The sequence below is a fragment of the Caballeronia sp. M1242 genome (assembly GCF_017220215.1).
GTDB lineage: Bacteria > Pseudomonadota > Gammaproteobacteria > Burkholderiales > Burkholderiaceae > Caballeronia.
The window spans coordinates 887456-907048 of record NZ_CP071129.1; the positions used below are offsets into that span (position 1 = coordinate 887456).

Annotated in this window: 14 protein-coding genes; 8 read left to right on the forward strand and 6 right to left on the reverse strand. The window is 66.5% G+C overall.

Annotated elements, in window-relative coordinates:
• Positions 1–40: 40 nt before the first annotated feature.
• Complete coding sequence (locus tag JYK05_RS04130) at positions 41–193, reverse strand: DUF3096 domain-containing protein (protein ID WP_206467860.1); 153 nt, start codon at positions 191–193, stop codon at positions 41–43.
• Positions 194–372: 179 nt separating this feature from the next.
• Between JYK05_RS04130 and JYK05_RS04135 the strand changes: the two genes are divergently transcribed.
• The 3 genes from JYK05_RS04135 to JYK05_RS04145 all read left to right on the forward strand — a co-directional run bounded on the left by JYK05_RS04135 (position 373) and on the right by JYK05_RS04145 (position 3520).
• The gene (locus JYK05_RS04135; protein ID WP_206467861.1) at positions 373–1701 is read left to right on the forward strand and encodes a lactonase family protein; all 1329 of its coding nucleotides are present in this window, start codon (positions 373–375) and stop codon (positions 1699–1701) included.
• Positions 1702–1782: 81 nt separating this feature from the next.
• Entirely contained in the window at positions 1783–2361 is a 579-nt protein-coding gene (locus tag JYK05_RS04140) for an antimicrobial peptide resistance and lipid A acylation PagP (RefSeq protein ID WP_175939892.1), read from the forward strand.
• 103 nt (positions 2362–2464) lie between these two features.
• Positions 2465–3520, forward strand: coding sequence for a transporter (locus JYK05_RS04145; RefSeq protein ID WP_206467862.1), 1056 nt, complete (start codon positions 2465–2467; stop codon positions 3518–3520).
• A 16-nt stretch (positions 3521–3536) separates the two neighbouring features.
• Here JYK05_RS04145 and JYK05_RS04150 read toward each other — a convergent pair whose 3' ends face one another.
• Both JYK05_RS04150 and JYK05_RS04155 read right to left on the reverse strand, forming a co-directional pair.
• Positions 3537–8288 carry a DNA translocase FtsK gene (locus JYK05_RS04150; RefSeq protein WP_206467863.1) on the reverse strand — a complete coding sequence of 1584 codons (4752 nt, stop codon included), beginning with the start codon at positions 8286–8288 and terminating at the stop codon, positions 3537–3539.
• Between the two features lie 217 nt (positions 8289–8505).
• Positions 8506–9066, reverse strand: a complete 561-nt coding sequence (locus tag JYK05_RS04155) for an META domain-containing protein (RefSeq protein WP_206467864.1) — start codon at positions 9064–9066, stop codon at positions 8506–8508.
• A 281-nt stretch (positions 9067–9347) separates the two neighbouring features.
• Between JYK05_RS04155 and purT the strand changes: the two genes are divergently transcribed.
• From purT to JYK05_RS04175, 4 genes are all read left to right on the forward strand, one after another.
• Positions 9348–10595 carry a formate-dependent phosphoribosylglycinamide formyltransferase gene (purT, locus tag JYK05_RS04160; RefSeq protein WP_206467865.1) on the forward strand — a complete coding sequence of 416 codons (1248 nt, stop codon included), beginning with the start codon at positions 9348–9350 and terminating at the stop codon, positions 10593–10595.
• Between the two features lie 31 nt (positions 10596–10626).
• On the forward strand, positions 10627–10797 hold the full coding sequence (locus JYK05_RS04165; protein WP_175939897.1) for a DUF6726 family protein: 171 nt from the start codon (positions 10627–10629) through the stop codon (positions 10795–10797).
• Between the two features lie 37 nt (positions 10798–10834).
• Positions 10835–11200, forward strand: a complete 366-nt coding sequence (locus JYK05_RS04170; RefSeq protein WP_206467866.1) for an MliC family protein — start codon at positions 10835–10837, stop codon at positions 11198–11200.
• Positions 11201–11636: 436 nt separating this feature from the next.
• Positions 11637–13118, forward strand: coding sequence for a DEAD/DEAH box helicase (locus JYK05_RS04175; RefSeq protein WP_206467867.1), 1482 nt, complete (start codon positions 11637–11639; stop codon positions 13116–13118).
• Between the two features lie 51 nt (positions 13119–13169).
• Here JYK05_RS04175 and gluQRS read toward each other — a convergent pair whose 3' ends face one another.
• A complete protein-coding gene (gene gluQRS, locus JYK05_RS04180) occupies positions 13170–14042 on the reverse strand; it encodes a tRNA glutamyl-Q(34) synthetase GluQRS (RefSeq protein WP_206467868.1) in 873 nt (290 codons plus the stop codon).
• Positions 14043–14052: 10 nt separating this feature from the next.
• Entirely contained in the window at positions 14053–14916 is an 864-nt protein-coding gene (locus JYK05_RS04185) for a sulfurtransferase (RefSeq protein WP_206467869.1), read from the reverse strand.
• A 225-nt stretch (positions 14917–15141) separates the two neighbouring features.
• Here JYK05_RS04185 and dnaE point away from each other — a divergent pair, with 225 nt between their 5' ends.
• Positions 15142–18657, forward strand: coding sequence for a DNA polymerase III subunit alpha (gene dnaE / locus JYK05_RS04190; RefSeq protein ID WP_241269844.1), 3516 nt, complete (start codon positions 15142–15144; stop codon positions 18655–18657).
• On the opposite strand, the gene JYK05_RS04195 is transcribed toward dnaE, so the two are convergent.
• Positions 18651–19418, reverse strand: a complete 768-nt coding sequence (locus tag JYK05_RS04195) for a glycosyltransferase family 2 protein (protein ID WP_206467870.1) — start codon at positions 19416–19418, stop codon at positions 18651–18653. The genes dnaE and JYK05_RS04195 overlap by 7 nt on opposite strands.
• Positions 19419–19593: the final 175 nt, after the last annotated feature.

The following is a 19593-nucleotide window of genomic DNA, read 5'->3' on the forward strand; positions in this document are numbered from 1 at the left end:
TTCGGCGCTCGGCGTACGGAACCGCGAGCGCGCATCGCCGTCACAAGTGTGTCGTGCCCGTGCCGAACAGTCCGATCAGCCCGATGACGATCAGGTAGATCGCCACGATGAAGTTGAGCAGGCGCGGCATGACGAGGATGAGGATGCCCGCGATCAGCGAAACGAGCGGCCCGAGGCTTACGTGGATGTTCATCGCATCAGCTCCTTTTGTTGGTTAGAGTGCTGTGGCGGGACGCAACGCGCGACGCATCGACTCAGGCTTCGCGCGAGCGGTCCGCAACTTGCTCTCCACGCACCCCAGTCACGCCGGTCACGCGACGCCTGCGCGCGTGACATCCATAACACGCAGCAAACAGTCGATGAGGAGGTCTCATGCAACCGAGCCGTTCCTGCGCCGCGATGCGTGCGCTGTTGCAAGCGCCGCGCCCGCTCTTGCGCGCATGGCCCGCCCGCGCGAAGCCGGCGCGCTGGGCCAAAGGCGTGGCGCTCATGCTCTCTCTTGCCGCCGCGCAGTCGTTCGCGCAGACGGCCGGCAACGCGACGCCGTCGGCGACCGCCGCGAGCAGTAGCGCAACCGGCGCTGCAACGGGAAACTCGGGAGACGTATTCGACCTGCTCATCGGCACGTACACGGGCAGCGGGAAAAGCGAAGGCATCTACGTTTATCGTTTCGATGCGGGCAATGGCGAGCTCACGCGCATTGCATCGGCGCAGACGGTGAATCCGTCGTATCTCGTCGTCAGCCGCGATCGAAACTATGTCTACGCGGTGAACGAATTGCCGGGCGACAATGGCCCGGCGTCGCAGCGCGGCGGCGTGAGCGCGTTTCGCTTCGATCGCGCGAGCGGGCAGTTGAGCTTTCTGAACCGCGTGTCGGCGGACGGCAACGATCCGTGCTATCTCGCCATCTCGCCCGACGGCAAGTACTTGCTCACGGCCAACTACTCGGTCGCGGCGAATCCGGGCGGCAGCTTCGCCGTGTTTCCGCTTTCCGCCGATGGACACGTCGGCACGTCGGTCTTGACCGTGCATCACGAAGGCAGCGGCCCCGTCAAAGGACGGCAGGACAACTCGCACGTGCATTCGACGGTCTTCTCGCCCGACGGCAAGTATCTTTTCGCGCAGGACCTGGGCGTCGACAAGGTGTTCGGCTATCGCTACACGCCGGACGGCAGCCGCGGTCTGTTCGGCCCGACCGAGTCGCGCTACACGCCGATCAAGCCGGGCTCCGGCCCGCGCCATCTGGTGTTCGACGCAAGCGGCAAGCACGCCTATCTGACGACCGAACTGAACGCTTCGGTCCTCGTCTTCGACTACGCCGACGGCAAGCTCACCGAAACGCAGTCCGTGCCGATGACCGCGCCGGGCTTCAAAGGCAAGATCGGCGGGGGCGCGCTGCACCTGTCGCAGGACGGGCGCTTTCTCTACGCGACGAATCGCGGCGACGCGAATCAGCTCGTGGCATTTGCCGTCGATCCGGCCAACGGGCATCTGAAGCTGCTCAAACGCTATCCGACGCTCGGCAAGACGCCGCGCGAATTCGCCATCGATCCGACCGGACGCTGGCTCGTCGTCGGCAATCAGGAGAGCGACAGCGCGTATTTCTTCCGCCGCGATCCGGCGACGGGCGAACTCGCGTCCGATCCCAAGCAGTTGTCGATCGGCTCGCCGGTCGACTTCAAATTCGTCTCGCCTTCGTGAGCTCATGACGAAGCGCCGCGCGGCATCTGACGCGTGGCGCCCCGGCGTCTTACCTTCACAGCGATGCGCGGTCCATCGACAATGACAAAAAAAATAGCGGTCAGGGCAGTCACGGTTTCGTTGGCGAGCTTGTGCTTTACCACCGCGTTCGCGGCCCGAGCCGACGACACGCAATGCGATTTCAAGCGCGACTGGATGTCGTCGGCCTGCCAGCGAGTGATGCGCGTGGCGCGCGACGGCACCTGGGACCTCTATGTCACCGGCTACGGCTGGCACATCGACGGTTACACGAATCGCAGCGAGCTGAATCCGTGGTCGTGGGGCGGCGGCGCGGGCAAGCACTGGACCGACGCGGACGGCAACGAGGACGTGCTGTTCGCGTTCGCGTTCTCGGACTCGCATCACAACTTCGAACCGATAGGCGGCTATGCGCGGCAGTGGTTCACGAAGCCGGTGCTGGGCGGCTTGCAAGCCGGCGGCGGCTTTTTCGCGGGCTTCACCGCGCGCTCGGACGTCGCGCACTATTTCCCGTTGCCGCTTGCGTTGCCCATCGGCTCGATCCGCTATAAGCGCGCGTCGCTGATGGGCACGTTCATTCCGCGCCTGCCCGGACTGAACGACGGCGACGTCGCCTTCTTCTGGGGACGCTACGAGTTCTAGTACGATGGCCGGACGGCTCGCTTCATGCGAACGTGAAGTGGCATCGCATTGGGAATCGAAAGGTGTCCCGATCAATTTGTAAGGCAACAGCAGGGAAGCAACATTGGATACGACCCGTACGCAGGACCCGGCCGAGCGCGCGCGCGCCGGTCACGACCAGCCGGCGCCGCCGGGATTCATCAGCGCGTTCGACTTCGCGGGCGGCGACGCGCTGCGGCTCTCGTGGGACGAGGCGCGCCTGGCCGTGGCGGGCGACGGCTTCACGTGGCTGCATCTTTCGGCCAACGACGACACCGTGGAAAGCTGGCTCGAAGGCGTCACGTCGATGCCGGACGTTGCGCGAGAATTCCTGAACGGCGAGGACAAGCGGCCGCGCGTCCACATGGGCGCGAACTTCGTGTACGGCGTGGTGGCGGACCTCGAACTCGTCGCGGCCGCGCCGGATGCTGCCTCGCCGGGCGTGCGCGAGGCCAATCGCGCGACGAGCGCGCTGCGCTTCTACGTCGACCGCCACCGCATGATTACCGTGCGGGCGCGTCCGCTGCAATCGACCGACCGTCTGCGCCACGCCGTGCTCGAAGGCGCGACGTTCCGCGATACCGTCGACCTCTTCGCGGGCCTGATTCGCGCGCTGAACGAGACCTTCGTCGATCGCATCGACGATATCGGCGACCGGCTCGACGACGTGGAAGAGGGCGTGCTCGAGAACGGTCAGGGGAACTCGCGCGCGCATCTCGGCGACGTGCGGCGCAGGCTGGTCGAGGTGAAGCGCTTTATCGACCCAGAGCGCAACGCGCTGACGCAACTCGTCACGCGCCGTCTGGAATGGGCCGAGCCGCGTTCCATGGAGGCGCTCGTGCAGGCCATTCAGGTGCTGAACGGCCTGGGCGCGGGGCTGGAAGGACTCTATGAACGCGCGAAACTCTTGCAGGATGAAATCGCGGCGCTGCTCTCCGAGGACATCAACCGCAAGCTGCTGTGGCTCGCGATCATGTCTGCGCTCTTGATGCCCGCGACGCTTCTCACGGGCATCTTCGGCATGAATGTGGCGGGCTTGCCGGGCACGCACGATCCGGCGTCGTTCTGGATCGTCATCGGCGTGATGGCGGGCTGCGCCGCCATCACGATCTTCCTGCTGCGCAAGCTGCGCGTCTGGTGAGGCGCTGATCTGAGGCTTAGTCGGCCGGGCCGGGCGGCGCGAGTACTTCGCGGTTGCCGTTGCTGCCCATCGGCGAGACGAGCCCGGCCGATTCCATCTGTTCGACGAGACGCGCGGCGCGGTTATAGCCGATGCGCAACTGCCGTTGCACCGACGAAATCGACGCGCGCCGCGTGCGCACGACGAACGCGACGGCTTCATCGTAGAGCGGATCGGCTTCCGCATCGGGCGTTTCGCCGAAGAGATCCTGCGAGCCGCCCTCGGGCGTCGGCCCAGACAGAATGCCTTCTTCGTACTCCGGCTCGCCGAACTGCTTCAGATACTCGACCACGCGATGCACTTCGTCGTCCGCGACGAACGCGCCGTGCACGCGCTGCGGATAGCCGGTGCCGGGCGGCAGGAACAGCATGTCGCCCGCGCCGAGCAGCGATTCGGCGCCCATCTGGTCGAGAATCGTGCGCGAATCGATCTTCGAGGACACCTGAAACGCCACGCGCGTCGGAATGTTCGCCTTGATGAGCCCGGTGATGACGTCCACCGACGGCCGCTGCGTGGCGAGAATCAGGTGGATGCCGGCGGCGCGCGCCTTTTGCGCGAGGCGGGCAATCAACTGTTCGATCTGCTTGCCGGCGACCATCATCAGATCCGCGAGCTCGTCGATCACGACGACGATCAGCGGCAGCGTCGAGAGCGGCTCCGGCGCGTCGGGCGTCAACGAGAACGGGTTCGTGAGCTTCTTGCCCGCGGCTTCGGTATTGCGCACCTTCTGGTTGAAGCCTTGCAGGTTGCGCACGCCGACGGCCGACATCAGCCGATAGCGCTTCTCCATTTCTCCGACGCACCAGTTGAGCGCGTTGGAGGCCAGCTTCATGTCGGTGACGACCGGCGCGAGCAGATGCGGAATGCCCTCGTAGACGGACAGTTCGAGCATCTTCGGGTCGATCATGATGAGGCGCACGTCCTCGGGCTTCGCCTTGAAGAGCAGCGAGAGGATCATCGCGTTGATGGCGACGGACTTCCCCGAGCCGGTCGTGCCCGCGACGAGCATGTGCGGCGCCTTCGCGAGATCGGTCACGACTGGATTGCCGACGATGTCCTTGCCCATCGCGATCGTAAGGTTCGACTTCGACGCGCGATACACGTCGTCTTCGAGAATCTCCGACAGGCGGATCATCTGCCGCCGCGCGTTCGGCAACTCGAGGCCCATGCAGGTCTTGCCGGGAATCGTCTCGACGACGCGGATCGACGTGAGCCCGAGCCCGCGCGACAAATCCTTCATCAGCCCGACGATCTGGCTGCCGCGCACGCCGAGCGCCGGTTCCACTTCGAAGCGCGTGATGACCGGACCCGCCGACGCGCCCACCACCGTCACCGGCACCTTGAACTCCTGCAGGCGCTGTTCGATGAGTTGGCCGGTATCGGCTAGGCGTTCCTCAGAAACGGGCTCGACTTCGTCGGACGCGGGTTCGAGCAGATCGAGCGTCGGCAACTCGACGGCCGACGCTTGCGGCGCGTGGAATTCGAACTCGGTCGGCGTGAAGCCGCGCAGCGGCTGACGCGGCTCGGGAGCGGCGGCGGGGCGCGTTTCCGCGATGGTTGCGCGCGTGGATGGCGCGTTGAATGCGGGGGGCGCGGGCGGCGTCTGCGGCTCGTGATCGAGCCAGGGCGGTGCTTCGTCGAACGACGGCTGCGGCTCGCCAGGCTCGGACAGCGAGCGGGGCAGCGGCGGCGGCAGGATGGGCGCCGAATCGAACGGGTAGTCCGGTCGGTCCGGCACTGTAGCGGGTTCGAAGGGCGGTTCTTTGCGCTTTTCTAGCGGTGGCGGGCTCGCAGGCATCGGCCGGGCATCTCGCGAGACGTCAACGCTGGAAGAGGGCGCGAAGTCCTGCGCGCTTGCGTGTGGCGCGACGGCCTCCGGCGCGCCGTTCGGCGAGGCGGGGGCGGTGGTTGCGGTCACGATTGCGCCCATGCCCGGGCGCGCGGGCTCGTCGGCCAGCGGTTCGCGCATCAGCCATGACGGCGCGTGCGGCTCGCGTTCGGCATCGGAGCGTGCTTCAAGCGTGGCCGGTGGCTCAGGGACGATGTGCGCCGGCGATATTGCCGCTGGTTCCATGCTTGGAGCGTCGGCGGGCGGTTCTGCGCCATGCCCAACCGCGGTCACCGTGGACGCTTTCCATGACGGCGCTTGCGACTCACGTTTGGCATCGGGGCGTGCTTCGGGCGTCGCCGGTGCCTCAGGAACGATGTGCGCCGGCGATGTTGCCGCCGGTTCCATGCTTGGCACGCCGGCGTGTGGTTCTGCGCCACGCCCGACCGCGGTCGCCGTAGACGCTTTCCATGACGGCGCGTGCGGCTCACGTTCGGCATCGGAGCTTGCTTGGAGGGTGGCCGGTGCGTCAGGGACGATGCGCGCCGGCGACGTTGCCGCCGGTTCCATGCTTGGCGCATTAGCAGAGGAGGGCGGTTCTGCCGCATGCCCGGCCGCAGTCGCCGTCGACACTTTCCATGACGGCGCGTGCGGCTCACGTTCGACATCGGGGCGTGTTTCGAAAGTGGCCGGTGCGTCAGGGATGATGTGCGCCGGCAATGTTGCCGCCGGTTCCATCATTGGCGGGTCGGCAGGGGAGAGCGGTTCTGCGCCATGCCCGGGCGCGGTCGCTGTCGACTCCGCTGTGGCGGGCGTCGGCGCAGCCGCAGGCTCGCTCGACGGTCGTCGCTCGCCGAGCCTCTTGGTCGCGGCGACGTCGCTGATAGACGCGTGGACGGCTTCGTGCGATGCCGGCGTTTGCGCGAGCGACGAAGCGGCGGTCGCTTGCTCCAGCGCGTCGGCCGGGGCCTCGTCGACTCGAGATTTGTCTTTGTCGGTCACGCCTCGGCTATCCGCGGCTGGCTCAGAAGCGGCGCGCGCGTCGACGACTGCTGATTGCGGAATGGATGCGGGCGCGCCCGCCGATGACGTCGCGGGCGTTCCCCCGATGGTGGGCGGCTCCTCGATTGCGTCCGAGGTTGCCAGCGGCGTTTCGTCCCTGCTGGTCGGTTCGCTCGACGGCTCGTCTAAGACCGGCGAGGGCATCGCAGGCATCGTTGCGCTCACTTCGCGCTGGGCGCGTGCATCGGCGTCTAGCTTTGCCTCGGGCGCTTGGATCGTACCTGCGGACTCGTTTTGCAGCGTTCGCGGCACCGTCGATTGCATCGCATCGGTCGGTGGCGCAACGGACGCATCCACGCTTGCGTCGCGTGCAACAGGCAAGCCGAACGAAGCCGCTTCTTCGACCCGTGCAGCCGTGGCGCGCGTGTCACGCTGAGAATCCGGCGAAGCGTGCAACCCGAGCGGCGCACGATCGCCCGAAACGCCGTCCCCCAACGCGCTCGCGGCCACCGCGCGATCCGGAATCAGCGAAGGCGCATCGGTCGACGGCGATGCCTGCGCCTCGTGATGGCGCGCGAGACTCGCCCCTGCGAGCGACGTCCAGAGCGCCGCTTTCTCTTCGATGGAACGCAGCGTCGCCTGAATGGCGTCGGGCGCGGGCGGCGGCACAGGCGGCGAAGGCGGACGCGAGAACGCGGGCGGCGCGAAAGCCGACGAGCGTCCATCGCCTGTCATCTCAGTCGGCAGCGAGCGCCTGATCGGGCCACGCGATGTCTGAGTCGGCGTCGCGGTGGGCGCTGGAACCAGGTTGCGCGCCGGGGTGCCGTTCCTCGGCGCGGGAGCCGGGCCGCGGCCGGGCATGGCGGCGCGTGCTGGCGTGGTCTGCGTGCTTTGCATGGGCGTCGGCCGCTGCGGCGCCCCAGCCGACGCGGAAGAAGCAGAACCCGTGGGGGCTGCGAAACGCATCGAACCGGCGGCGCCGGCCTCGCTGCGGCCAGGCGACCCCGACGGCAAATTGGCACGCGAAGCCGTCGAGCCGAGCGCCGCCGCTGCCGTCGACAGGGAATTGAGCCATCCGTCGGGCGCGACAGGCTCGACGAACGTGGACACCGGCGTGCCGGCGCGCTCGAACGCGGGGCGGCGCGAATAAGCCTCCGCCGTCGCCGCGATGCCCGCCGCCGATGCCTCCGCGCCCTTCGCGACGCGTCCGGCTGTCGCTGGCGGACGCCACGGCGTCGGCCGCTGATAACGTCCGCTGCGTTGCCCGGTAGGCATACCGAGCGTCGGCTCGTCGGGCGAGGCGCGAGAGGCCGTGGCATCGAAACGCTCGCCGCCGATGCCTCGCAACGGCGCGTCCGCAGTCGTCTCGCGCGTTCGGCGCTCGCGCCAACGCATGCCGGTCGGCTTCCCGCTGGCCTGCGCGCTGCGCCTTGAGGTCGACTTCGACCTCGACTTCGCACGCTCGGGCTCGCGAGCGCGCGACTCGCGTTCGGACGGCTCGCGCGGCGTCAACCAGCTTTGCGGAAGGCCGAAGCCGAACGCTTCGTCGGCCCAGGCGAGCACCGAACGCCAGCTGAATTCGAGAAGCCACGGCAGACTGATCGCCAGCACCGCAGCCGCGATGGCGATTGCCCCGGGCGCATGCGCGAGGCCGGCGAGCGCCCCCGCGAGCGCGCGGCCGGCGCGATTGACATTTTCCTGTGCTTCGAGCGCGCCGGCGAGCGCGCCTTCCAGCGTCGCGCTCGACAGCAGGACGGTGAAGAAGCCGAGCCACAGGCGGATCGTGCCGGGACCGCGCAGCCCCGCGCCGCCCGGAAGCACCGATTTGACGACGCGCCAGAAGAGAGCGAGAAACCAGACGACTGATGCACCGAACCAGCCGAGAACTACCGTGTGCATGCTAAGGATCGAACCAAGGTTGGATGAGACGGGTGAGAGACGGCTGCCCGGTCGCGTAACGGTAACGGGGGCGACGTGCGTGTGTCGCGCACTGGCCGGGCGTATCGACTGAGCAGTTTAACGGTTGCGGGCTGAACCGGACGCGCATGGCGCAAGCGCGCAACAGTCGGCAACACTTAGCCTGTCATGCGCCGCGCGAGCGAGGCGCGGCGGCGAATCACTCAGCGCGCTGCGCGAACGTCAGCACGCCGCCGTTGTCGAGCGTCAACTGAAGCGATTGCGGCGGATTCATCTGCACGCCGCTCTTCGCGACATGAGCGAGCGCGTCGAGATAAGGTTGCTCCAGAGCGCCGCCGACGCTCGATGGACACGCCATGCGCGTGCCGGCGAGCGGGCCGAAGCTCAACTTGCCGTCCTTGAGGACGTACGGGCCGGTGTAGCGATTGCAGCCCGAAAAGCCGCTCGCCCGGCGACGGCCGCTCTCGGTGGAGAGATCGAGCGTGATCGGCTGACTGCCCGCGGCGCGACTCGGCACGGCGCGCGGCTGGCCGTTCGCCTCGGTCCAGCTCGTCAGTTCCCACCGCGTGTCGTCGAGCAATTGAGTCGCGGCCGGGTTGTAAGGATCGGTGGGCGGCGCGCTCGCGTCCGAGTGCTTCGGCATGGCGCACCCGCTCACGAGGCTTGCCATCAAAACAGCGACGCCAGCGCAAGGCGCAAGGATGGCCAGCGGACGCGGCATCGAGCGTGAGGATAAAGCGCGGCGAAAATGCGAAGACATCGAAAATTCCAGAGCTGGCGAAAGCCGTAAGGGTACCGCAGGCGTCGTATCGTTTGTCTAGCATCGAGATGCAACAAATGATTTGTCGCGCGGCGGACCATCGACGCACGCGGGAATTCGCGGCGCGGACGCGAGTCCATATGCGTTGTCAATAGGCCGAATGGCATAGCAGTCGGCGGCTGCGCTGCGTGTTAACATCGCCGCCGAATCGTGATAATCGGCGTTCGAGTTATCGAAGAGACTCGTTGCCGACGCACAACCGAAACGCTTCTGGAGCACGCATGCAGACCGACTCAGCCGACAAGAACGCACCGCACGATATCGCCGTGCGCATCGGCACGCCGCTTTCCACGGGCGCCACGCGCGTCATGCTTCTCGGAGCGGGCGAACTGGGCAAGGAAGTGATCATTGCGCTACAGCGGCTCGGCGTCGAAGTCATCGCGGTCGATCGTTACGCGAACGCGCCGGGGCATCAGGTCGCGCACCGCGCGCATGTCATCGACATGACCGATCCCGCCGCGCTGCGCGCGCTCGTGGAACGCGAGAAGCCGCATCTGATCGTGCCCGAGATCGAGGCCATCGCCACCGACGCGCTCGCGGACATCGAGGCGTCGGGCAGCGCGACCGTCATTCCGACCGCGCGGGCCACGCAGCTCACGATGAATCGCGAAGGCATTCGCCGGCTGGCCGCCGAAACGCTCGGCTTGCCGACCTCGCCCTATGCGTTCGCGCAATCGCTCGACGAGATGAAAGCGGCGATCGCGACGATCGGTTTTCCGTGCGTCGTGAAGCCGGTCATGTCGTCGTCGGGCAAAGGACAGTCCGTGCTGCGCAGCGAGGCGGACGTGGAGCCGGCGTGGCAGTACGCGATGGCCGGCGGGCGCGTCAATCACGGCCGCGTGATCGTGGAAGGCTTCATCGACTTCGAATACGAAATCACGCAACTCACCGTGCGCGCCGCGGACCCGGCGAGCGGCGAAACGCAGACTTACTTCTGCGAGCCGATCGGGCACGTTCAGGTGGCGGGCGATTACGTGGAATCCTGGCAGCCGCAGCCGATGAGCGCGGCGGCGCTGGAAAAAGCGCGCGAGGTCGCCGAGAAGGTGACGACGGCGCTCGGCGGGCGCGGCCTTTTCGGCGTGGAGCTGTTCGTGCGCGGCGACGACGTCTGGTTCTCCGAGGTGAGTCCGCGTCCGCACGACACCGGCCTCGTCACGCTCGCCACGCAGCGTTTCTCCGAATTCGAGCTCCACGCCCGCGCGATTCTCGGATTGCCCGTGGACCCGTCGCTCTCCACGCCGGGCGCGTCGGCGGTCATTTACGGCGGTCTGGACGAAGCGGGCATCGCCTTCGAAGGCGTGCGCGAGGCGCTCGCCGTGCCGGGCGCGGATGTGCGACTGTTCGGCAAGCCGGAGAGCTTCGCGAAGCGGCGCATGGGCGTCGCGGTGGCGAAGGGTGTCGATACGGACGAGGCGCGCGAGCGGGCAAAGCTCGCGGCATCGAAGGTGCGTCCGGTTTCCATCAAGTGACGGCAGCCGTGCGACAGACAGGAGCATTCCAGTGAAACGCTTGGTTCTCGCCGCGCTTGTCGCGGCATGCGTGGGGCTGTCGGGCTGCGGCCTTGCCGCCGCTCCGTGCCGGATTGCATCCGCGGGCCTGAAGATCGTGCCGGTCGTCGGTCACGTCGCGGCCGCGCCCACCGATGCGTGCGCCGACGTGATCGATCCCTGACCGGCGTGCAGCAATATCAAACACCGAAAAAAAGACGATGAACAAGCTTCTCGCACTCTCGATCGCGTTGCCGATAGCGCTGGCCGTGCAATCGGCGCGGGCCATGCCGCTGACGGTTCCGCAAATCCAGACGGCATCGACCCAATCCACGCGCTACGACTGCCGCGACGGCAAGAGCGTCACCGTGCAGTACACGACCACGCGCAACCGCCAGAGCTTCGCGGCGTTGACCGTCGACGGGCGCAAGCTCCTGTTCGTGAACGTGATGGCCGGTTCGGGCGCGAAATACGCCGCCGACCAATATGTCTGGTGGACCAAGGGCCCGCAGGCCAACCTGTACGACGAGATGGCCGCCAAGGATTCGCCGCCGCTGCTGGCGGACTGTCAGGCGCGCGGCAAGTAGCCGGATGCGAGCGCGCGCCCTCGGGACGAGCGCCCGAAGCCTTCGACAGGCGGTGCTACAATGTGCGGCTTTCCCGCAGTGAGCGGGCGGCGGTCGCCAGCGGACCTTCCCAGCGCCCGGGCAACCGCTGTGCAGCGGGTGGCGCGCGCGGCCGCAGCGCCCGGTGTCGCTAAAGCGTCATCGAAGCCGTGTTCCATTCGGGTGTGCGTCGAAGGAGCGTGCGAAACAAGCCGCGCCGCCGATGCCCGATGTCCGGCAGCCTGTCCAGTCGCGCGCCAAGGCACGCATCATGCGCACGAGAACCGTGCAACCCCTAACACAATGCGTCGCGGGTCATTCCGCGCCACCGAAACACGCGTGCAACGCCGAGTCGGATTCAACGATCGTTCACGCGCGCCGCATCAGCGGTTTTATAGCGAAAGCCAACATAGTCACCATGTCTGATTCCGTCGCCCCGAACACGTCCACTGAAGAAGCCACGGCCGCACCGACGTTCGACCAGTTCGGCTTGTCCCCCGAGATCCTCAAGGCGGTGCGCGAGTCGGGCTACACGACGCCCACGCCGATTCAGGCGAAAGCCATCCCCGTCGTGCTCTCGGGCCGCGACGTGATGGGCGCGGCTCAAACCGGCACCGGCAAGACGGCGAGCTTCTCGCTGCCGATCATCCAGCGCCTGCTGCCCAACGCCAACACCAGCGCATCGCCTGCGCGGCATCCGGTGCGCGCGCTCATGCTCACGCCGACGCGTGAACTCGCCGATCAGGTCGCCGCGAACGTGCAGACGTATTCGAAGCACACGCCGCTGCGCAGCACGGTCGTGTTCGGCGGCGTCGACATGAATCCGCAGTCCGAGGCACTGCGCCGCGGCGTCGAGATTCTCATCGCGACGCCGGGCCGCCTGCTCGACCACGTACAGCAGAAGACGCTCAACCTGGGCCAGGTGCAGATGCTCGTGCTGGACGAAGCCGACCGCATGCTGGACATGGGCTTCCTGCCCGACCTGCAACGCATCCTGAATCTGCTGCCGAAGGAACGCCAGACGCTGCTTTTTTCGGCCACGTTTTCGCCGGAAATCAAGAAGCTGGCGGCGACGTACCTGCGTAATCCGCAGACCATCGAAGTCGCGCGCAGCAACTCGACCGCGACCAACGTCCGCCAGATCGTCTACGAGGTCCACGAGAGCGACAAGTCGGGCGCCGTCGCGCAGATCATTCGCGAGCGCGGACTGAAGCAGGTGATCGTGTTCTGCAACAGCAAGATCGGCGCGAGCCGGCTCGCGCGCGTGCTGGAGCGCGACGGCATCGTGGCGACCGCGATTCACGGCGACCGTTCGCAAAGCGAGCGCATGCAGGCGCTCGACGCGTTCAAGCGCGGCGAGATCGAGGCGCTCGTGGCCACGGACGTCGCCGCGCGCGGTCTCGACATCGCCGAACTGCCGGCGGTCATCAACTTCGATCTGCCGTTCAACGCGGAAGATTACGTGCACCGCATCGGCCGGACGGGGCGCGCGGGCGCTTCGGGCGACGCGCTATCGCTGTGCAGCCCGAACGAGCGCAAGCAACTCGCCGATATCGAAAAGCTGATTAAGCGTCCGCTCGAAGTCGAGACGCTGCAAGTAGCCACGCCCGTGCGGCGCGACGCATCCCGCCGCGACGAGCGGCCCTCGCGCGGCGAGCGTTCGGAGCATCGGCATGGCACGCGGGAAGAGTCGGGTTCGCGCCGCCGCACGTCGAGCGCTTACGACCGGCCGCGCGGGCGGCAGCAACCGGTGGACGAGTTCTTCCTGAAGCCGTACGAACCGTCGCCGTCGGCGATGAAGCGTCAGGAGGAAACCGTCGAGCCCGAGCGCAAGAGCGTCTCGAAGCAGCCGCTGGCTGCGCTTCTCGGCGGACTCGGCATGCCGCGCAAGACGTCCTGAGCCTGCGCGCGTTCGTCGAAACGGCAGCCCTTCGCGGCTGCCGTTTTCGTTTTAGGGCACGAATCGCTTCGCCCAGTCGGTAGTGGCCCGAGCGTAGAACGCATCCAGCGAGCACGCGGTCGCGGCATCGATGCCGAGATGCCGCGCCGCCTGTTTGAGCGCGTCGAGCGGAGCGGTTGTGTCCAGCGGCGTCGCGCCGGTCTGCTTGCTGAGTTTCTCGCCGATCTCATTGTTGACGACCGGCACATGTAGATAGGCGGGCGTCGGCACGCCGAGACACTGCTGAAGATAGATTTGACGGGCGGTCGAATCGAGCAGATCCGCGCCGCGCACGACGTGCGTGATGCCGGCGTCGGCGTCATCGACGACGACCGCCAGCTGATACGCCCACAAGCCGTCGGCGCGTTTCAGGGCGAAATCGCCGACTTCAGTGGCAAGATCTTGCGACTGCGGCCCTTGCCAGCGATCGACAAACGTAACCCGCGCCGCTTCGCCGTCCGGCACGCGCAGCCGCCACGCGCGCGCGGGGCGGCCGTTCAGCCCGCTGCGGCACGTTCCGGGATACGCGAGCGTCGCGTGACGCGCGTGCGCATGCACGAGGGAATCGGCGATCTCGCGCCGTGTGCATGCGCATGGATAGACGAGGCCGTCGGCTTGCAACTGTCCGAAGGCGCGAGCGTACGCGTCGTCGCGCCGGCTCTGCCAGACGGGCGGCTCGTCGGAATGCATGCCGAAGCGGGCGAGCGTCGCGAGAATGTCGTCGGCCGCGCCGGGGACCGTGCGCGGCGAATCGACGTCCTCGATGCGCACGATCCACGTTCCGCAGTGCGCGCGGGCATCCAGAAAACTCGCGAGCGCGCTGACGAGCGATCCCGCGTGCAGCGGGCCTGTCGGTGAAGGCGCGAAGCGGCCGCGATAGATCATGTAACGAGGCTTAAGCCGCCTGGCCGACTTTCGCGTCCGGGTGGCACGCGGGGCACGTCGCGCCCGGCTTGTAGTACGGCGATTTCTGGTCTTCGACGCTCACCACCGCGCGGCAGCCGAAGCACTGCGCGGTCGCCGTCGGCTGGAGGTTCGGATCGAGCGCGGTGCGGTAGTCGAACACGAAGCAGTCGCCGGTGTAATGCGCGCCGCCCACTTGCTCGAAGTACTTCAGAATGCCGCCTTCGAGCTGATAAACATGCTCGATGCCCACTTCCTTCATGTGAATCGCGGCTTTCTCACAGCGAATCCCGCCGGTGCAGAACGACACCACGGTCTTGCCTTCCAGATCGGCGCGGTTCTGCTCGATCACCTCAGGAAACTCGCTGAACTTCGTGATGCGATAGTCGAGCGCGTTCTCGAACGTGCCGACATCCACTTCGAACGCATTGCGCGTGTCGAGCATCACGACGGGGCGGCCGGCGTCGTCGTGACCGCGGTCGAGCCAGGCTTTGAGCGTGGGCGCATCCACGGACGGCGCTCGGCCGAGTTCCGGCTTGATCGCGGGCTTCTTCATCGTGATGATTTCCCGCTTGAGCCTGACCAGCATGCGGCGAAACGGCTGCGTCTCGGAGAAGCTCTCCTTGAACTGCAGATCGGCGAAACGGCCGCCGAAGAGGACGTCCGTCCGAATGTAGTCGATGAACTCGCGCACTTGCGCAACCGGCCCCGCGATGAACAGATTGATGCCCTCCGGCGCAAGCAGGATCGTGCCCTTGAGGCCGAGCGCATTGCAGCGTTCGGTGACGAGCGGCCGCCACGCGGCGCCGTCCTCGATGGTGACGAATTTGTAGGCGGAGAGATTCAGTATGCTCATGATCGAATACGGGTGAAACAAGTCGAAACGGGATCGGGCGCGGCGCGCGTGCGTCGCGCGAAACCGCTATTATCCCGCAAACGGCGGGCGCGTCCGACGCGGCGCGCGGCCCCGCTCGGCGATTCCCAGCGCGTGCCCGATTTCGAGAGCGGCGGGCGCCTTATCCGTTCGGCCAACGCGGCCCTCGCGGGCAATTTCGCGACGGCCCGCATGTACAATATCGGCATGTCAGATCCCCGCTTCGTTCATCTCCGCGTCCACTCCGAATTCTCGATTGCCGACGGCATCGTGCGGCTGGACGACGTCGTCAAATCGGCCGCCGAAGACGGTCAGGGCGCGCTCGCGCTGACCGATCTCGCCAATGCTTTCGGCCTCGTGCGCTTCTATAAGGAAGCGCGCGGCAAGGGCGTGAAGCCCATTGCGGGCTGCGACGTCTGGATCACGAATCCCGCCGACCGCGACAAGCCTTCGCGCCTGTTGCTGCTCGTGCGCGACAAGACCGGCTATCTGAATCTGTGCGAACTTCTGAGCCGCGCGTGGCTCACGAACCAGTATCGCGGCCGCGCGGAAGTGATGGTCGAATGGCTCGAAGAAGGGCTCGCTGAGGGGCTGCTGGCGCTGTCGGGCGCGCAGACCGGCGACATCGGCATGGCATTCGCGGCGGGCAACACCGCGAGCGCGGAGCGCCACGCCGAGCGCTGGGCGAAGCTCTTTCCGAACGCGTTTTATATCGAATTGCAGCGCGCCGGCCAGCCCGGCGAGCAGGCGTACATTCTGGAGGCCGTCGCGCTCGCCGCGAAGCTGCGCCTGCCGGTCGTCGCCACGCATCCGCTGCAGTTCATGACGCCGGACGACTACACTGCGCACGAAGCGCGCGTGTGCATTTCCGAGGGCGACATTCTCGCCAATCCGCGCCGCCAGAAGCGTTTCACGACCGAGCAGTATTTCCGCACGCAGGACGAGATGTGCGCGCTTTTCGCGGACATTCCGTCGGCGCTCGCGAATACCGTCGAGATCGCCAAACGCTGCAATCTCACGCTCGAACTCGGCAAGCCGAAGCTGCCGCTTTTCCCGACGCCCGACGGCATGTCGCTCGACGACTACCTCGTGCAGTTGTCGAAGGAAGGCCTCGAAGTGCGGCTCGCGCAGCTCTACCCGGAAGAGGCCGAGCGCGACGCGCAGCGCGACACGTATTACAAGCGGCTCGACTTCGAGTGCGGGACCATCATCAAGATGGGCTTTCCGGGCTACTTCCTGATCGTCGCCGACTTCATCATGTGGGCGAAGAACAATGGCGTGCCGGTCGGCCCGGGGCGCGGCTCGGGCGCGGGTTCGCTCGTCGCTTATGCGCTCGGCATTACGGATCTCGACCCGCTGCGCTACAACCTGCTCTTCGAACGCTTCCTGAATCCGGAACGCGTGTCGATGCCCGACTTCGACATCGACTTCTGTCAGGAAGGGCGCGACCGCGTCATTCAGTACGTGAAGGGCAAGTACGGCGCGGACGCCGTCTCGCAGATCGCGACCTTCGGCACGATGGCGGCGAAGGCGGCGGTGCGCGACATCGGCCGCGTGCTCGATCTCGGCTACATGTTCACGGACGGCATTGCGAAGCTCATTCCGTTCAAGCCGGGCAAGCACGTGACCATCGCGGACGCGATGAAGGAAGAGCCGGCGCTTCAGGAGCGTTTCGACACCGAAGACGAAGTGCATCAGTTGCTCGAGCTCGCGCAGCGCGTCGAGGGCTTGACGCGAAATGTGGGCATGCACGCGGGCGGCGTGCTGATCGCGCCCGGCAAGCTCACCGATTTCTGCCCGCTCTATACGCAGGGCGAGGACGGCGGCGTCGTCAGCCAGTACGACAAGGACGACGTGGAAGCCGTCGGCCTCGTGAAGTTCGACTTTTTGGGTCTAACCACGCTCACGATTCTCGACTGGGCCGAACGCTATATCCGCCGGCTCGATCCGTCGAAGGAGAATTGGAGTCTCGGGCAGGTGCCGCTGGACGATCCGGCTTCGTTCACCATCCTCAAGAAAGCGAACACCGTCGCCGTGTTCCAGCTGGAAAGCCGCGGCATGCAGGGCATGCTGAAGGACGCGCAGCCGGACCGCTTCGAGGACATCATCGCGCTGGTGGCGCTGTATCGCCCGGGCCCGATGGACCTGATCCCGAGCTTCTGCGCACGCAAGCACGGGCGCGAGATCGTCGAGTATCCGGACCCGCGCGTCGAGCCTGTCCTGAAAGAGACCTACGGCATCATGGTCTATCAGGAGCAGGTGATGCAGATGGCGCAGATCATCGGCGGCTACTCGCTCGGCGGCGCGGACTTGCTGCGTCGCGCGATGGGCAAGAAGAAGCCCGAGGAAATGGCGAAGCACCGCGAGATTTTCGCGGAAGGCGCGGCCAAGAACGGCCTCACGCGCGAGAAGTCCGACGAAATCTTCGACTTGATGGAGAAGTTCGCGGGCTACGGCTTCAACAAGTCGCACGCGGCGGCGTATGCGCTGCTCGCGTATTACACGGCGTGGCTCAAGGCGCATCATCCGGCGGAATTCATGGCGGCCAACATGTCGCTCGCCATGGACGACACCGACAAGGTGAAGATCCTTTTCGAGGATTGCATCGCCAACGGCATGACCGTACTGCCGCCGGACATCAATCAGTCGGCGTATCGCTTCGAACCGGTCGCGGAGGCGGACGGCAAGCGCTCGCGGACCATCCGCTATGGTCTCGGCGCCGTGAAGGGCAGCGGCCAGAACGCGATCGAAGAGATCCTGCGGGCGCGCGAAGACGGCGCATTCACCGACCTGTTCGATTTCTGTGAGCGCATCGACCGGCGCGTCGTGAACCGGCGCACGGTAGAGGCGCTGATTCGCGCGGGCGCGTTCGACGCGCTGCACGCCAATCGCGCGCAACTGCTCGCATCGGTGCCGCTCGCGATGGAAGCCGCCGAACAGGCCGCCGCCAACGCGATGCAGGCGGGCCTCTTCGACATGGGCGACACGCCGCTGCAGAAGCACGAACTCGTCGACGAGCCTGCGTGGTCGGACAAGAAGCGTCTGCAGGAAGAAAAGACGGCGCTCGGCTTCTATCTGTCGGGGCATCTTTTCGACGCCTACAAGGGCGAAGTGCGCCGCTTCGTGCGCCAGAAGATCGGCGAGCTGAAGGAAGGGCGCGACAAGCTCATCGCGGGCGTGATTTCGTCCATGCGCACGCAGATGACTCAGCGCGGCAAGATGCTGATCGTCAATCTCGACGACGGCACCGGCCAGTGCGAGGTGACCGTGTTCAACGAGCAGTTCGAAGCGAACAAGGCGCTTTTCAAGGAAGACGAACTGCTGGTGGTGCAGGGGCAGGCGCGCAACGACGCGTTCACGGGCGGCATCCGCTTCACCGTCGATACGGCGATGGATCTGGAGCGCGCGCGTAGCCGCTACGCGCAGTCGGTGAAGGTGGAGATGAACGGCAATGCGGATGCATTGCGGCTGCGTCGCGTGCTGGAGGCGCATGCGGCAGGCGAACAGGCCGCGCCGCCGCCGATACCCGTCAGGGACAACGGCCGTCAGCGTCAGAGCGCTGCGCCGATTCCGAATGGACTCAACGTGAGCATCGTTTATCGCAGCGAGCACGCGGAAGGCGAAGTGCGTTTAGGCGACGCGTGGCGCGTCAAGCCGACCGACGATCTCATCAGCGCGCTGCGCGGGGAGTTCGCGGGGAGTGAAATCGAGATTGTTTATTGATGCGTGCGCCGGCTCAGATAGGCCAGCTTCACGAATCGGTAGTACACCGTCTGGGCGTTGAAGACAGCGATCATGAAACCCGAGCGCCCGTCGAGAAAACCGCGCCGGAGCACGTAGGTTCTTACGAAGGCCCATAGGCCGCGCGTCACGGCCATGCCGAGACTGGCGCGCTTGCCGGCTGCATGGCGTTGTCGTGCGCCGGCCGTCGAATAAGCGTCGAGCTTGCGCAGGACCGTTTCGAAGTCTTCGTAGGAGTAGTGCAGCAGCTTGCCTTCGAGCCGCGCCACCGCCGTGCCCGGCGCCACGACGAGCCGTTCATGCACGAGATCGTCGGAGAAGCGCGCCGTGCCGCGCCTGAAAAGCCGGGGAATCCAGTCGGGGTACCAGCCGCTGTGCCGGATCCAGTCGCCGCAAAAGCTGGAGAGCCGATCTATCGCGTAGACGTCCGCGTCCGGCTTCGCGATGGCGCGCCGAATGGCGGCGGCAAGCTCGGGCGTCACAACTTCGTCGGCGTCTATCGATAGCACCCAGTCGGTCGAGAGCGCGTCGAGCGCGCGATTCTTCTGCGGCCCGAAGCCGGGCCAGTCGGGCGCGCTCACCACGCGTGCGCCATGTTTGCGCGCGATATCGGCGGTCCCGTCGGTGCTGCCGCCGTCGATGACGACGATATCGTCGGCGAACGATACGGATTCAAGGCATTGCGCGAGCCGCGCCGCTGCATTGTGCGTGATGATGGCGATGCCGAGGCTGTCGTGCGTCATGTCGTCGGACCGAAGCGCCCGTTCGGGCTGCGTTGTTCGTGGCGCGTATTGTAGAACCAACGACCGGCCAGGCGCGTGCCTTCCTGAGGCCCGCCCGCCCGGCGGTTTACAATGGCGGATTGTTGTGGCGTCCGGCGTTACCCGCGGGCGCGGCCTTCTTCCTGGCTGGCGGGTG